Source organism: Streptomyces sp. CA-251387, assembly GCF_050936625.1.
In the GTDB taxonomy this organism is placed as follows: domain Bacteria; phylum Actinomycetota; class Actinomycetes; order Streptomycetales; family Streptomycetaceae; genus Streptomyces.
Genome location: NZ_JBNJMJ010000001.1, coordinates 708,104 through 722,370, shown reverse-complemented (window position 1 = coordinate 722,370; position 14,267 = coordinate 708,104). Strand labels below are relative to the sequence as shown.

At 70.4% G+C, this 14,267-nt stretch carries 12 protein-coding genes and 1 pseudogene; 6 read left to right on the top strand and 7 right to left on the bottom strand.

The genetic code is table 11. The features are described 5' to 3' along the window. Window positions 1-15 precede the first annotated feature (15 nt). A pseudogene (locus ACQEV2_RS03195) lies at window positions 16-196 on the bottom strand (beta-galactosidase); the annotation flags it as partial. 121 nt (window positions 197-317) lie between these two features. On the opposite strand from ACQEV2_RS03195, the gene ACQEV2_RS03190 reads away from it, so the two are divergent. Together ACQEV2_RS03190 and ACQEV2_RS03185 are read left to right on the top strand one after the other, a co-directional pair. Then, window positions 318-1,325 carry an NADP-dependent oxidoreductase gene (locus ACQEV2_RS03190; RefSeq protein ID WP_433036294.1) on the top strand — a complete coding sequence of 336 codons (1,008 nt, stop codon included), beginning with the start codon at window positions 318-320 and terminating at the stop codon, window positions 1,323-1,325. After that, window positions 1,322-2,116: an SDR family NAD(P)-dependent oxidoreductase gene (locus ACQEV2_RS03185; RefSeq protein WP_433036292.1), complete on the top strand. Its 795-nt coding sequence runs from the start codon at window positions 1,322-1,324 to the stop codon at window positions 2,114-2,116. The genes ACQEV2_RS03190 and ACQEV2_RS03185 overlap by 4 nt, the downstream gene beginning before the upstream one ends. A gap of 74 nt (window positions 2,117-2,190) precedes the next feature. Here ACQEV2_RS03185 and ACQEV2_RS03180 read toward each other — a convergent pair whose 3' ends face one another. The 6 genes from ACQEV2_RS03180 to ACQEV2_RS03155 all read right to left on the bottom strand — a co-directional run bounded on the left by ACQEV2_RS03180 (window position 2,191) and on the right by ACQEV2_RS03155 (window position 9,661). Continuing rightward, entirely contained in the window at window positions 2,191-3,831 is a 1,641-nt protein-coding gene (locus tag ACQEV2_RS03180; RefSeq protein WP_433036290.1) for an amino acid ABC transporter substrate-binding protein, read from the bottom strand. A 40-nt stretch (window positions 3,832-3,871) separates the two neighbouring features. Beyond that, the gene (locus tag ACQEV2_RS03175; RefSeq protein WP_433036288.1) at window positions 3,872-4,948 is read right to left on the bottom strand and encodes a hypothetical protein; all 1,077 of its coding nucleotides are present in this window, start codon (window positions 4,946-4,948) and stop codon (window positions 3,872-3,874) included. 63 nt (window positions 4,949-5,011) lie between these two features. Further along, window positions 5,012-6,043: a hypothetical protein gene (locus ACQEV2_RS03170; RefSeq protein WP_433036286.1), complete on the bottom strand. Its 1,032-nt coding sequence runs from the start codon at window positions 6,041-6,043 to the stop codon at window positions 5,012-5,014. Between the two features lie 595 nt (window positions 6,044-6,638). Continuing rightward, window positions 6,639-7,691 carry an alcohol dehydrogenase catalytic domain-containing protein gene (locus tag ACQEV2_RS03165; protein WP_433036284.1) on the bottom strand — a complete coding sequence of 351 codons (1,053 nt, stop codon included), beginning with the start codon at window positions 7,689-7,691 and terminating at the stop codon, window positions 6,639-6,641. 249 nt (window positions 7,692-7,940) lie between these two features. Further along, complete coding sequence (locus ACQEV2_RS03160; protein WP_433036282.1) at window positions 7,941-8,762, bottom strand: SCO6745 family protein; 822 nt, start codon at window positions 8,760-8,762, stop codon at window positions 7,941-7,943. A 59-nt stretch (window positions 8,763-8,821) separates the two neighbouring features. Continuing rightward, a complete protein-coding gene (locus ACQEV2_RS03155; protein ID WP_433036280.1) occupies window positions 8,822-9,661 on the bottom strand; it encodes an alpha/beta fold hydrolase in 840 nt (279 codons plus the stop codon). 260 nt (window positions 9,662-9,921) lie between these two features. On the opposite strand from ACQEV2_RS03155, the gene ACQEV2_RS03150 reads away from it, so the two are divergent. The 4 genes from ACQEV2_RS03150 to ACQEV2_RS03135 all read left to right on the top strand — a co-directional run bounded on the left by ACQEV2_RS03150 (window position 9,922) and on the right by ACQEV2_RS03135 (window position 14,203). Further along, a complete protein-coding gene (locus tag ACQEV2_RS03150; RefSeq protein ID WP_433036278.1) occupies window positions 9,922-11,121 on the top strand; it encodes an acetyl-CoA C-acyltransferase in 1,200 nt (399 codons plus the stop codon). Next, window positions 11,121-11,753, top strand: a complete 633-nt coding sequence (locus ACQEV2_RS03145; RefSeq protein ID WP_093744383.1) for an HAD-IA family hydrolase — start codon at window positions 11,121-11,123, stop codon at window positions 11,751-11,753. Before ACQEV2_RS03150 ends, ACQEV2_RS03145 begins: the two co-directional genes overlap by 1 nt. Before the next feature lie 142 nt (window positions 11,754-11,895). Next, window positions 11,896-13,422, top strand: a complete 1,527-nt coding sequence (locus tag ACQEV2_RS03140; RefSeq protein WP_433036276.1) for an AMP-binding protein — start codon at window positions 11,896-11,898, stop codon at window positions 13,420-13,422. Between the two features lie 85 nt (window positions 13,423-13,507). After that, on the top strand, window positions 13,508-14,203 hold the full coding sequence (locus tag ACQEV2_RS03135) for a TetR/AcrR family transcriptional regulator (RefSeq protein ID WP_433036274.1): 696 nt from the start codon (window positions 13,508-13,510) through the stop codon (window positions 14,201-14,203). The last annotated feature ends 64 nt before the right edge of the window (window positions 14,204-14,267 follow it).

The following is a 14,267-nucleotide window of genomic DNA, read 5'->3' as shown; positions in this document are numbered from 1 at the left end:
TGCGAGTGATGATCTGGCGTGGTCGAGCGCGTCCAGGTCGTCGCCGTACTTCGCGCGCAGCCGGCGCCGGCAAGCGGCCGCGCTCGTCGCAGTAGCACTCCGCGTTGTGGCAGCCGTACTCGCTGGAAGGGCAGAACGTCTGGCGGCTGCCGTACGACAGTCTTCGGCCATCCCGGTCGACGGCAAGCGCCTCGGGGGTGGGCTCACTTGCCGCTGACCGGCAGGGTCCTCTCGTGGCGTGTGGCGCACGTCACTACCCACGGCATACCTACCGGTCGGTACTCTCACCTGTGGAGCCGTGAACGACAGGAGACGTGATGTCTGCGACCAACCGCCAGATCCGTCTGGCAGCCCGCCCCGTCGGCGAAGTGAAACCCGAGGACTGGGAGCACCGTTCCATGCCCGTCGAGGAACCGGGCCCGGGCCTCTTCGCCGGCCGGACGTGCGTCATTTCCCTTGACCCGGCCATGCGCGGCTGGCTGGACGACCGCCCCTCCTACCTCCCGCCGGTCGGCATCGGTGAGGTGATGCGTGCCGGGTCGGTCATCGAGGTCACCGCCTCGAACCACCCCGACTACCGGCCGGGCGATCACGTGGTCGGCACGTTCGGCGTCCAGGAGTACGTGGTCTCCGACGGCAAGGGAGCGATGAAGATCGACACCTCCCTCGCCCCGCCCTCCACGTATCTCGGCGCACTGGGCATGCCCGGCATGACCGCCTACTTCGGCCTCCTCGACGTCGGGGCGCTGAAGGACGGCGAGACCGTCGTGGTGTCCGGGGCGGCCGGCGCGGTCGGCAGCATGGTGGGGCAGATCGCGAAGGCCAAGGGCTGCCGGGTCGTGGGCATCGCCGGAGGACCGGAGAAGTGCGCGCTGCTCACCGGCGAACTGGGCTTCGACGCGGCGATCGACTACCGCGCCGAGGATGTGCGCAAGGCGCTGCGCCGGGAGGCTCCCGACGGCATCGACGTCTACTTCGACAATGTCGGAGGGGACATCCTCGACGCCGCCCTGACCCGGCTGGCGATGCACGCGCGCGTCGTGGTCTGCGGTGCGATCAGCCAGTACAACAACGCCACCCCGGTCAAGGGCCCGTCCAACTACCTGACGCTGCTGGTGCGCCGGGCCCGCATGGAGGGCTTCGTCGTCTTCGACTACGCCAAGCAGTACGCCAAGGCCGCCCAGGAGATCTCCGCCTGGATCGCGGACGGCCGCATCAAGGTCAAGGAACACGTGGTGAGAGGCACCGTGGACGACTTCCCGGAGACGCTGCAGATGCTCTTCCGCGGCGAGAACGTCGGCAAGCTCGTGCTGGAGCTGGCATGACCGCCGCCGAGGCCCTTCGGGAAGGGCAGACGGACGGCGCCGCGCTCGCGGGCAAGGTGGCGATCGTCACCGGCGGTGCCAGTGGACTCGGCCGGGCCATGGCACTCGCGCTGGCGGAGGCCGGGGCACGGGTGGTCGTCGCGGACCTGGACGCGCGGGGTGGCCGAGAGGTGGCCGACCTGGTCGACGGCTCCTTCCGCGCCTGTGACGTCTCCGACCTCGAGGCCAACCGCGCGCTGGTGGACTTCGCCCAGGAGCAGTACGGCGGGGTCGACATCGCGCTGCTCAACGCGGGCGTGGCGACCGGATGCGGCGTCGGCGACGACTTCGACCCGGCGCGCTACCGCCGGGCGATGGGCGCCAACCTCGACGGCGTGGTCTACGGCACCCACGCGGTGCTGCCGGCGCTGCGAGCCCGCGGCGGAGGGGCGATCGTGGCGACCTCCTCGCTCGCGGGACTGGCGGCGGTACCGCTCGACCCCCTGTACGCGGCCAACAAGCACGCGGTCGTCGGACTCGCACGCTCCCTCGGACCGGCTCTCGCGCCGGACAATGTGCGCTTCAACGCGGTCTGCCCGGGGTTCGCCGAATCGCGGATCATCGACCCGCTGCGCGAGATGCTTTCCGAGCAGGGACTGCCCGTCATCCCGGCCGAGGTCGTGGCGGACACGGTGCTGCGGATCGTCACCGGCGACGGTGCGGGGGAGTGCTGGTTCGTCCAGGCGGGCCGCGAACCGGAACCGTTCCGCTTCCGCACTGTCCCCGGCCCGGGGAAGCCGGCCGCCGTCTGAGGGCGGTGGCCGGGCGGGTCGGCCATGGTGTCGGGTCGGTGCGAGCACTGCTCCAGCGGTCGCACCCCGAAGGATCACGGTGACGGGACACCGCTCAGGGGGTGCTGCTGGGAATCACGCAGTTCCTCGGCTGCTCCCGGCCGGTGGGCCAGCCAAGTCCGACGAACTTCAGCTTGCCGTGGCCTGCGCGGCCCGGATCCAGTTCGACGACCGCGGCCGGCTTGTCGTACGGATTGCCGCCGCTGGTGAGGCAGATGAGGCCGCTCGTGCCCTGCACCCGGTGCCGGGACTGGAGCAGCGACCACTGTCTGCCGACATCCTCCCGGCCGGGTGCCGTCTCGGCGGCGCCCTGCTGGGCCTGGTGCAGTGCCTTGCCGATGGTGAGGAGGCCGTCGTACACGAGCATCGTGCGGGAGTCCTCCAGGTTCGGGTCGGAGCCGAGCCGCACCCCCTCGCTGCGCGTGGTCTCGATCCGCTTCTCCAAGGTGGCCAGGGCCGCCTTCGGCTCGGTGAGGTACTGGGGGAGGTCCTCCTTGGCGGGCTCGCGGTCGTGATCCGCGTGCCACTTGTCGTTCCAGCGGGCCAGCTCGGCATTCCAGGCGTCCGGGGTGCGCGGGGGCGGCGTACTGCACCGTCACCTTCGCGTGGCCGTCCTCGCCACGCAGCTGTTCCCAGTCCTTCTCCGTCATGGCCTGTCGCAGGGAGGCGGCGTCGGAACCGCTGACGATGGTGTAGTGCCGGTCCTTGCAGCCCACCTGAGCGAGCTTGAGCGCGAAGATCCGCAGATGCAGCGTGCGCCCGGCGAAGTAGACGGTGTCGGCCTCGGAGTCGCAGATGTTGTTGGCGATCTGGGTGAACTGGTTGCCGGTCGAGCCCGGCTCGTCTATCGACGGGGACTCGAAGGACATCGCGGCGGGACCGGGCGGACCCTTCTCCTCGATCCCGCTGAACGCCTTCGCCAGCGACTCGTTGTAGGCATCGGCGCGCTTGTCGTAGACCAGCACCGTCTTGACGTTCTCCCGGCCCCGCTCGCCGTTGAAGTTGGCCAGTGCCTGAGCCGCGTCATGGTTGGTGGGCAGGATCCGGGCCAGGCCGGGGAAGCGCAGCTTCGCCATCCCGTCGGCACTGTCCTTGTTGGCGATCCCGTCCCCGCTGATCCGGGACGCGAGCACCGGGACCTGGTGGTCCGTCAGGCGCTCGACGGCCTCCTCCGTGGCGTCGAGGCTGAGGTTGAAGCCTGTGACGGCACGCAGCCGGTCCTCGGCCGAGTCGGCCATCCGCAGCAGGGTGTCCACGACCTGCTCCTGCTGCCCGTAGTTCCGCCCGGGGTTGGCCAGCACCAGCCGGATCTTCGGCGGTTCCCCCTCGCCCTCGTTGGCCTGCCGCTGTCCCAGGTAGGCGCCCTGGAGGTCGCTGCGCATCTGCCGGCGCAGTTCCGCCCGCTCCGACTGGAGCGGCAGCATCATCGCCACCGTGACGTACGGCTGACTCTCGATCCTCTTGTTCTCGCGTGCGATGGCCCGTGCCACGTCGCGGATCTCCGGTGTGCCGAAGTCGTAGCCGTCGCCGTTGACGCCGATGCACTCGCCGCCGATCCGCTCGATCCCGTCGGCGCAGGTGTCCGGTTTCCGGAAGGCGGACCAGGCGAACACCGCGCACGCGGTGACCGACCCCGCGATCAGCAGCGCGTAGAGGATCTTCTTCCACCGGGGCATCCCCCTCCACCCGGGTACCACCCTCCATCTGGGCATCCCGTCACCTCCTTCGCCCGAGCCGTCCGGTACAGGTACAGCGCAGCAACGGCTGCTCGTTCGCCGCCAAGCCGCTCCACTCCGTGGCCGTCCTGCGGAGCTGTCTCGCGCCGTCGAACTCCATGATCGAAAGCAGTCTCAGCAACGTGGCCAGCGTGTCCGCCATCTCGCTCCCGGTCGGCCTGGTCCGCTCCTCGCACAGCCACACTGCGTGCAGCAACTGGTCGACGGTGCGGCGCAGCGCGGGTCCGTCCACCGCCACCATGCCCTGGGCGCGCTCCCGCCGGGCGTCCGCTCCGCCCGGATACGGCGCCTGGGCGATCTCGAGCAGCTCCGCGCACCACTCCTGGGGGCGGCCGGGCAGCGTGGCGGCCAGATGGCCGACCACCTCGTCCACACCGCCGGACACCAGGTGGTGGTTCATCCGGTGCGCCGTGACCGAACGGAACGCCCCACCGTTCGGCGCCTCCTCGCCCGCCTGCGCGCGTGCCGTGTAGTGGTCCCGCAGCAGGTGGTGGTCGGCGTGCCAGGCGCCGCCGCCGGGGCTCAGTCCGTACAGCCGGTGCACCAGCAGCTGGCGCAGCCCGAAGTCCCCGATGAAGTGCCGTTCGCAACCGGGCCATCCGGTGTCGGTGAGCAGCTCCGCGACATCATGAGCCGTCAACTGGTGTACGCGGCCCGCCTGATGATGGCGCAGCAGGATGTCCGCGCACTCCTCGTCGTGCGCCACCGACAGATGAGTGAGCAGGTCGAGCCACTCGGCGCGGTGCTCGGCCGGCAGCCGCACCGGCAGCTGATCCAGGATCAGCTCCTGCAACAGCACGTCGGCCACCGACCGCTCCTGGTCGCCGTTGCCGGCGAGTCGCAATGGGGCGTCCAGTATGTCCCGGTCATTGGCGTCCGCCGGCATCCGGAAGGCGGCCGTGGCGGCGGCCAGCCGGATCACGGTGTGCGGTCGTCCGCCGCTCAGCCGTGCCACGGCGGCATCGATGCGGCGGCGGTTCATGCCGCCCTCCGGCTCCGCGCGCTGCTGCCTGCGCGCGGTCTCCTCGCCGAGCTGGTCGCCGGTGAGCAGGGGCATACGCAGCAGGAGCACCCCGTCGGCCAGCGGTGCCTGGTTGGCTCCTCTGCCTCTGCGCCGGGATCAGTCGGGAGGGCCACCGTCGGAAGGGTGGAACTCCATGGTGGGCGCGACCTGCCGCGGCGGCACGCCGTCGTGCAGGAAGGCACCGCCGTCGTCCCGGCGGGCCGTGCCCACGATCACCACACGGTCGCGCTGCCCGCCCCGGCGGTCGGTGAGCACTGCGCGCAGCAGCTGCTCACCCAGGGGCGACTCGGCGTGGTCCAGCAGCAGCCCCGTGCGGCCGACCCGGCTCAGCCAGCCGACCGCCGAGGCGTACGCCGCCTCCAGGTCCTCGCGCAGCGCCCGGAAGAGGAAGCTTTCTGCAAGCTCCCGCGCCTCACCGCCGGCCTTGAAGTCGGCGGCGAGATTGCGCAGGCCGTCGCCGGGCTGACCGCCCGCCGCGGGATACGCACCGTAGATCCGCTCCAGTTCCGCCATGCCCCGGGGTCCCAAGCGCGCGAAAAGTGCGTCCAGCAACGCGTTGGCCACGGCCGCCGGGTACGGGCCGAGCAGTTGCCCACCCAGGGCCGTCAGCAGGTTCTGGATGATTCCGCCGAGCACGCCCCGCCAGAAGTCACCTGCCCCCAGGCCGCGCAAGCGCTGCCTCTGGGGCAGCCTCTCGTACCGTTGGATCTCCGTCGCGACCGCGTTGGGACTGCCGTCCGCGACGCCGGTCGCGATCATCGCGAGGCCCGTGAAGAGACGGGGGAAGGTGAACGAGCCACCGGGACCCTGCCAGGTGCACAGCCGTTGGGCGGCCTCGACCAGGGCCTCGGTCGCGGCCGAGCGGGCGTCCGGCTCGGGCGCCGCCCGGTCCGCGTACACCGGCGAGGCGCAGTCCAGATAGATCACCGGCACCTTGGTGGCGAAACGGTCATGCACCGCGCGCAGCAACCGCCTCTTGCCCATGCCGGGGCCGCCGGTCAGCAGGACCACGGGAAGGTCGGGGCCGTACAGCAGCTTCCGGTCGCCGGCCGACAGCGACGGTCCGAGCAGGGATGCGAAGAAGCCCTCGTCACTGAGGAGTTCTTCGAACCCGAGGTCTTCACACATGGATCCCCCCACGGAGCGCTCTCCCGGCCGGGAGCGGACGACCGGTAACCGATGTGCCCGAAAAGGACCAGTGGAAAACGAACTCCTCCGATGGGTCAACGATGCGTAGCAGGAAGGGAGTTGACGAAGTGCGTACGCGACCCCGGATCGCCGGGGCGAGCTCGTCGGCCGGTCCGGGAAGACTCACACCTGTGGCGCGGGACCGGTCCCGCACCGCCGACCACGGTTCTCCCTACCGACAAGTGGGCGGCGTCAGGCGTTCGGCTCGAAAGGGATTCCGGACGGCATCGAGCGGGCCAGGGCGTACGCGAAGTCGCCGTCCTGCGCGGGAAGAACCAGCCGCCCGTGGCGTTCTCCGGCGGTACGTACGTCGTCTCGGCTGCGATCCGGCAGCAGATGACGGAGGCCGGCCCATGCGGGCCGGCGGGCGTGCACGAGGCGCCGCGGCTGTCGCCCGGCGGCGCGGTCAGAGCGGGGCGGGTGGAGTACCAGCGACGCCGGTCCGGCGAACGAGCAGTCGCCGGCCCATGGGCAGTTCACCCGCGCCAGGAAAAGCCCTGTAGGAGACGAAACCTTGTCTCCCTTGTGAACAGGGTCAGCGCGTGGGGTCGAGGAGGATCTTGCGGACGCCGTCGGAGCGGCCGTCGAACAGTTCGTACGCTGCCGGGCCTTGGGAGAGCGCGAAGCGGTGGGAGACGACCACCTCGGGCTTGAGCCGGCCGGCGCGGGTGAGGGCGATCAGGGGAGGGAGTTCGTAGTGCACCGAGCACAGCCCGATGGCGAACTCCAGTTCCTTGATCTGCGCCAGGCCCATGTGGAAGGGGAACGCCTTGTTCTGGCTGACCCCGATGACGCTGACCCGGCCGGCCTGCCGGACGGCCTTGAGGGCGAGTTCGATGGTGGCGTCGGAGCCCACGGCTTCCACCACGGCGTCCGGTCCGCGTCCGCCGGTCATGTCCCGGACGGCCGTCCGTGTGTCCTCGCCCTCGACCGGCTCGACGCCCAGGGTGGCGGCGAAGGCGCGGCGCTCCGCGACCAGGTCCACGCCCAGCACCCGCGCGGCGCCCATCGCGAAGGCGGACTGGGCGGCCATGAGGCCGACCGGGCCGAGGCCGACGACCAGGACGGTCTCGCCGGGCTGGATGCGGGCACGGCGGCAGCCGTACCAGGCGGTGGGGGCGTTGTCCGTCAGGACGACGGCGGCCTCGTCGGAGATGTCCTCGGGCAGGTGCACCAGGTTGACATCGGCGTACGGCACCGCGAGGGCCTGGGACTGGCTGCCCTGAAGCTGCGGGCTCACTCCGTAGCACAGCTCCGTGCTCGACTTGGCGCGCTCGCAGCGGGCGGTGAACCCGGCCGCGCACGACCGGCACAGGGCACAGCCGACCGAGGCGGGCACCAGGACCCGGTCGCCGGGCTTGAAGCGGGTGACCTGGCCGCCGGTGTCGACCACCACACCGACGCACTCGTGTCCCGGTGTGTAGCCCAGTTCCGGGCTGAACGGGTTGCCGCGGTAGATGTGCAGGTCGCTGCCGCAGATGCCGGCCGTGGTGACCTGGATGACCGCATCGGTGGGGCGGGTGACGGCCGGGTCGGGGACATCGCCGTAGCGGATGTCGTGACGGCCGTGGTACGTCAGTGCTTTCACCGGTTTTCTCCCTCGTCTCTGCCCGGGATCGGCGGTCAGCCCAGCCAGGCCGCCGTCTTCAGGTGCAGATGCATTCACAGCATACCGGCCAGTCGGTACGGGCGGTGAGCGTACGGTGGGCTCTCGTCAGAGGCAAGAGGGGCCCGGCGCTGCGTACGGCGCGAGCGTGCGAACCGAGCGCGCGCACCGTCGCCGTCTGCCGACGTGGACGGACCCCTCGGCGACCTCATGGTCATGGTCCGTGCCTGGTCAGTCGAGCTTGAGGAGGCCGGCGTCGACGACGGCGCGGCCGAAGGGGCTCGCGAGTTCGGCGAGACGTTCGCAGCCGCTGTCACCCAGTGCGGCGTAGGCGGGAAGGGCCAGGCGGTCGGTGCGGTCCTCGATGTGCTGGCGCAGACGTACGCCTTCCGCGCTGAGGGAGTCACCGTCGAGAAGGCCTCGCGTGCGCAGGCGCTCCTCGGTCTCGGCCCACTCCTCCTCGGGCCACGCGCGGCTCTTCTTGAGGAAGTCGACGGGAACGTCACCGGTGGCAGCGTGCAGAACCAGGGACTCCAGGCTCCCGACGCCCTCGCTCAGCAGGCACGCGACGTGGCCGTCTCCACGGAACTCCCGGAGCAGCGTCTGCGCGTGCCACAGCTGCAGCACCGGTTCCTCCGGCCAGGGCAGGGCGGCATGCGCGGCGAACAGCGGGCGGCCCTGGGGATGTTCGCAGGCGGCCTCGGCAGCCCTGCGGGTCAGCGCCAGGACCTCGTCCAGAGCGGGCAGCTCGTGGATCCCCGCCCGCCGCAGGGCTTCGCCCGCGGCGGCGTACCGCGCGTCCAGCACCTGCTGTGGCGTCGCCGCGTCCCAGGCGCCGTCGACCGCCTGCCGTACGAGATCGGGGTTGAAGTTGTAGAAGGTCGAGATGACCAGTTCGGCGGACGCCCTGCCGAACGCGGCGCTCCGGGAGGTGAAGTACGCGGCGCGTCCGCTCAGTCCGAGGTCCGTGTACCGTCGCTTTCCCTCGGGGACGAAGTAGATCATGGCGTGTACGGGCTCAAGGCGGCGCCAGGCCGCGCGCGCTGTCTTCACGGGGTCACCTTCGGGGAGTCGACGGACTTGGTGGTTTTCGCTGCGGTTCAGTACTCGCCTCACTGCTCGCCGTGCGTTCGCAGATGGTCGAGCAGCAGGAGGCTCAGCGTTTCGGGCGCTTCCTCGGGGATCCAGTGGCTGACGTCCTGGAGGGTCTCGAACCGGTACGGCCCGCTGACCCACCGTCCGGTCTCCCTCGCGGCCGCCGGGCCGAACGCGCTGTCCTGCGTGCTCCAGACGTACAGGGTGGGCACGTCGATGACGCCGATCGCACTGTCGGGGCGGCCGGCCCGGTACCAGTTCAGCGCCGCGGTGAGAGCGCCCGGCTGGGACAGGTGCCGTACGTAGGCTTCGGCGCTGTCCTGCGGGACCTTCCCGGCGTAGAAGGCGCGTAGCTCTTGGGCGTCGTGGGCGAGCATGCGCTGCTCGGTCGCGGGTGTTTCGCGCCAGTCGATCATGTACCGCGAGCGTTCACGCTGATCCTCATCGGTGCGCAGAGTGGTGGCCAGCGCGCCGGGGTGCGGGGTCGAGACAACCGTCAGGGTGCGCACGCGGCCGGGGTGGGCGTGCGCGGTCCACCAGGCCACCGCACCTCCCCAGTCGTGGCCGACCAGATCGAACGCCGACCAGCCCAGTTCCTCGGTGATCGCGACCACGTCGTCCACGAGCAGGCCGATGCGGTAGTCCTCGGGCCGGTGAGGGCGGGCGCCGGGGGAGTAACCACGTTGGTCGGGTGCCACCACCCGGTAGCCGTGGGCGGCCAGCGCCGCGATCTGCTCCCGCCACACCAACCCGGTCTGCGGGAAGCCGTGCAGCAGGAGCAGCTGGCGGCCTTCGGGCGGGCCCGAGACGATCGCGTCGAAGACGCCCGCACCAGTGGAGATCTTCAGCTCGGTCACGATCCCTCTCCTCATACCGACTGGTCGGTAGCCTTCAGTCGTGGAGGTGGGCTGTCAAGGCCCCGGGAGGCAGGAGCATGGTTGAACATGACGCCGACTTCAACTATAACCGGGTCGGGAGGCCGGCTCCTGACCACTCACAGCGCCCCAGTCGGCGTTCGGCCCCGCCCACCGGAATCGAGCTCGGCGTACGGAGCTCGGAGTATGGACCACCCCGAAGCTCCCGGACGAACCGGACCCACAGGAAGCAGTGAGGCGACATGAGGGAAGCAGTCATCGTTTCGACGGCACGGACGCCGATCGGAAAGGCCTACCGCGGCGCGTTCAACGACACCCAGGCACAGGAACTCGCCGCCCATGCCCTCTCGCACGCGGTACAGCGCGCCGGGCTCGAGGGACGAGAGGTCGAGGACGTCGTCTTCGGCTGCGCCGTGCAGCAGGGGTCCTCCGGTTTCAACGTCGCGCGCCAGGCCGCCCTCCGCGCGGGACTTCCCGACACCGCGTCAGGGATGACCATCGACCGGCAGTGCTCGTCGGGCCTGATGGCCATCGCGACGGCCGCCAAGCAGATCGTCACGGACGGCATGCAGGTCGCTGTCGGCGGCGGCGTCGAGTCGATCTCCCTGGTGCAGAACGACCACATGAACACCCACCGCATGACGGATCCCTGGCTGGTCGAGCACAAGCCGAGCATCTACCTGCCGATGCTGCAGACGGCGGAGATCGTCGCCGAACGCTACGGCGTGAGCCGGGAACGCCAGGACGAGTTCGCGCTGGTGTCGCAGCAGCGCACCGCGGCGGCCCAGGAGGCCGGCCGGTTCGACCAGGAGATCGTCCCGCTCACCAGTGTCAAGAAGGTCCTCGACAAGCAGTCCGGGGAGGTGCGGGACGAGGAGGTCACCCTGACCCGGGACGAGGGCAACCGCGCCTCGACGACGCTCGACGGCCTGGCCGGGCTGGCGCCGGTGTTGCCCGACGGTCAGGTGAGCGCGCACTCCAGCGTGACGGCGGGCAACTCCTCGCAGCTGTCGGACGGGGCTTCGGCGTCGGTGCTGATGGAGTCGAAGGAGGCCGAGCGCCGCGGCCTGGAACCGCTGGGCGTCTACCGGGGTATGACCGTCGCCGGTTGCGCACCGGACGAGATGGGCATCGGCCCGGTGTTCGCCATCCCGAAGCTGCTGAAGCAGCACAACCTCACCATCGACGACATCGGCCTGTGGGAACTCAACGAGGCGTTCGCCTCCCAGGCCCTGTACTGCCGCGATGAACTGAAGATCGACCCGGAGCGGTTCAACGTCAACGGCGGTGCGATCTCGGTCGGCCATCCCTACGGAATGACCGGCGCCCGCCTGGTGGGGCATGCCCTCATCGAGGGCAAGCGCCGCGGTGTCCGGTACGTGGTGATCTCGATGTGTGTCGGCGGCGGAATGGGCGCGGCCGGACTGTTCGAGGTCGTCTGATGGAGAGGGAGAAGGACCGAACCGCGGTCCTGGTGGACTTCGGCGGGGTCATCACCTCCAGTGTGCTGCGGGCTTTCACCGACTTCGGCGCCTCGCTCGGCGGTGACCCGCGCCTGCCGCTGGACCTCCTCGCCCGGGACCAGCCCTCACGCACGCTCCTGGCCGACCACGAGTGCGGCCGTATCGACGCCGAGGCATTCGAGCGCGGATTCGCCGAGCGTCTCCGGGCCCACGGCGCCGACGTACCGGCCGAGGGGCTCACGGCCCGGATGCAGGCGGGCATGTCGATCGACCAGGACATGCTCGCGCTGCTGGCTGATCTCCGAGCCGCCGGCTGTCCCGTCGCGCTGGTGTCCAACTCGTTCGGAACGGGGACCTACGACGGCGTCGACCTCGCCACCGTCGCCGATGTGGTCGTCATCTCCTCCGCGGTCGGCATCCGCAAGCCTTCCCGGCGGATCTACGCGATCGCATGTGAACGCCTCGGTGTCGCGCCCGAGGAGGCGGTCATGATCGACGATCTGCAGCAGAACCTCGACGGTGCGGCGCGGATCGGTATCGGGGGAGTGCTGCACACCAGTGCCGCCGACACCCGCCGCCAGCTCGCCGAACGCTTCCGTATCACCACCTGACCGATCGACGCATCGGGCGCAGTGAGGTGCGTCATCCGGCCACCCCGGCAGAGGACTTGACGGGGAGGCCGGGCCAACTCAACCGATCGGCGAGGGCGAGACCCGCACCGACACCAGCTCACACTCCCGGAAGGCACCACTCATGACCAGCGTCTTCGATCCTGTGCGCCGCCATGCGGCCGCCACCCCCGACAACATCGCCCTGCGCGGCGGCAGGGATGAGTGGACCTACCGTCAGCTGCACGACGCGAGCGTGGGATACGCGGGTGCGTTGGCCGCCGCGGGCCTGTCCCCCGGGGACCGGGTGCTGCTCGCAGCGCCGTCGGTGCCCGAGTTCGTGGTGGCCTACCTCGGGATCCAGGCGGCGGGCTGCGTCGTGGTGCCGGTGAACACCATGTGCACTCGGGCCGAGGTCGAATACGTCCTCGGCGACGCCGGGTGTTCGCTGGCGATCGCCTGGCACGCCCTCGGCCCCGCTGTCGCCGAGGCGGCCACGGCACTCGAGGTGCCCTTCCGGACGCTGTCCCCGGGCGCGTCGGTCATCGGCGCGACTCCTGCCGAGGTCGTCGACCGGGACCGTGACGAGACCGCGGCCATCCTTTACACCTCGGGTACGACAGGGCGGCCGAAGGGGGCTCAACTCACGGTCGGCAACCTGCTGTCCGCCGGGGAGATCGGCGCCGAGTGCAGCCGCGCATCGAGCGCCGACCGCATTGGCACCGGACTCCCGCTGTTCCACGTGTTCGGCCAGGCATCGGTCCTGATGGCGGCCCTGACCGCGGGTGGCTCGATGTCGTTGCTGGCCCGGTTCGACCCGGCGTCGATGCTGGAGATGCTGCGCCGCGACCGGCTCACCATCATGGCCGGCGTGCCGACCATGTGGAACGCGATGCTGCACGCGGCGGGCGATGCGAGCCCGGCGGACTTCGCCCAGCTCCGTGTCGCCGTCTCCGGCGGTGCGTCGCTGCCCGGCGAGATCGCCCGTGCCTTCGAGGCCCGCTTCGGCTGCACCATCCTGGAGGGGTACGGGCTCACCGAGACCACCGCGTTCGGCACCTTCAACGACATCGACCGCGGCGGCAAGACCGGGTACACCGGCCGGGCGGTCCCGGGGCTGCAGGTGCGGGTGCGGGACAGTGACGGCAACGAGTGCCCGCCGGGCACCGTCGGCGAGGTCCACATCAAGGGGCCCACGGTGATGCGGGGCTACTGGAACCGCCCCGCGGACACCGCCGCGGCGGTCTCACCCGACGGCTGGTTCCGGACCGGCGACCTCGGCGAAACCGACACGGACGGCGACCTGCGCATCGTCGACCGCATCAAGGACCTGATCATCCGCGGCGGCTACAACGTCTACCCCGGTGAAGTCGAGGAAGTGCTCTACGAGCACCCCGACATCGTCGAGGCGGCCGTCGTCGGCGTGCCCGACGACCACTACGGCGAGGAGGTCGCCGCGCTCATCGCGGCCCGGCCCGGTTCGGAACTCGGTGCCGCCGAGGTGTCCGGTTGGGCGCGCGAGCGGCTGTCCGCCTACAAGATCCCGCGTATCGTCCGGTTCGTCGACGCGCTGCCCAAGGGCCCGACGGGGAAGATCCTCAAGCGGTCCATCGACCGTGGCGCTCTGACCCGTGACACCGCGCTCGGTGACGTGGCCGCCGGACGCCAATGAGCCCCGGGGACCAGGACATCAGCCTGCCCCGCCTGCCCCTTGGGGGTTTGTGACTGTGGCGTCGGATTCAAGTAAAGTCCCGGGGATGGACACCACTGCGCCCGAGGAGACCGACAGCGAGAAGGCACCGCCCGTGGCGCCCTTCTCGCAACTTCGCGAGCCGCCCACGACGCAGCGCGGGGCGCGGACACGGGCCGCTTTGGTGAAGGCCGCGCGCAAGGTGTTCGAACGGGACGGCTACCTCGACACCCGCCTGACCGACATCACCAAAGAGGCTCGGTGCGCGGCGGGGTCCTTCTACACCTACTTCGCCAACAAGGAAGAGGTGCTTGCCGCCGTCCTCCTGGAGGCGCAGGAGGACATGATGCACCCCGGCATGGGCCGGGTGCAGGGCACCGACGATCCGTATGCGGTACTCGAGGCGAGCAACCGCGCCTATCTCGCGGCATACAAACGGAACGCGAAGCTGATGGCACTGCTGGAGCAGGTGGCCCAAGTGGAGCCGGAGTTCCGTGAGTTCCGAAGGCGACGCGGGGACGCGTTCATCCGCCGTAACGCCCGCGGTATCGCCGACCTGCAGGCGCGGGGCGTCGCAGACCGTGAGGTCGATCCGATGATGGCGTCCAGGGCGCTGTCGGGAATGGTCAGCGTCATGGCCTACAACGCCTTCGTGCGCAGTGAAGGGCAGGAAGAAGAAGGCACGCCGGTGGACTTCGAGGAACTCGTGGCCACGGTCACCCGGCTCTGGGCGAACGCTCTCCGGTTCCCCGGCCACCGCTGATCCGCCTGCCTCGTAGCCGCTCATCCCTCTGGGTTGGGCGGCTTTCTTCATGTGGTTCCGTGTA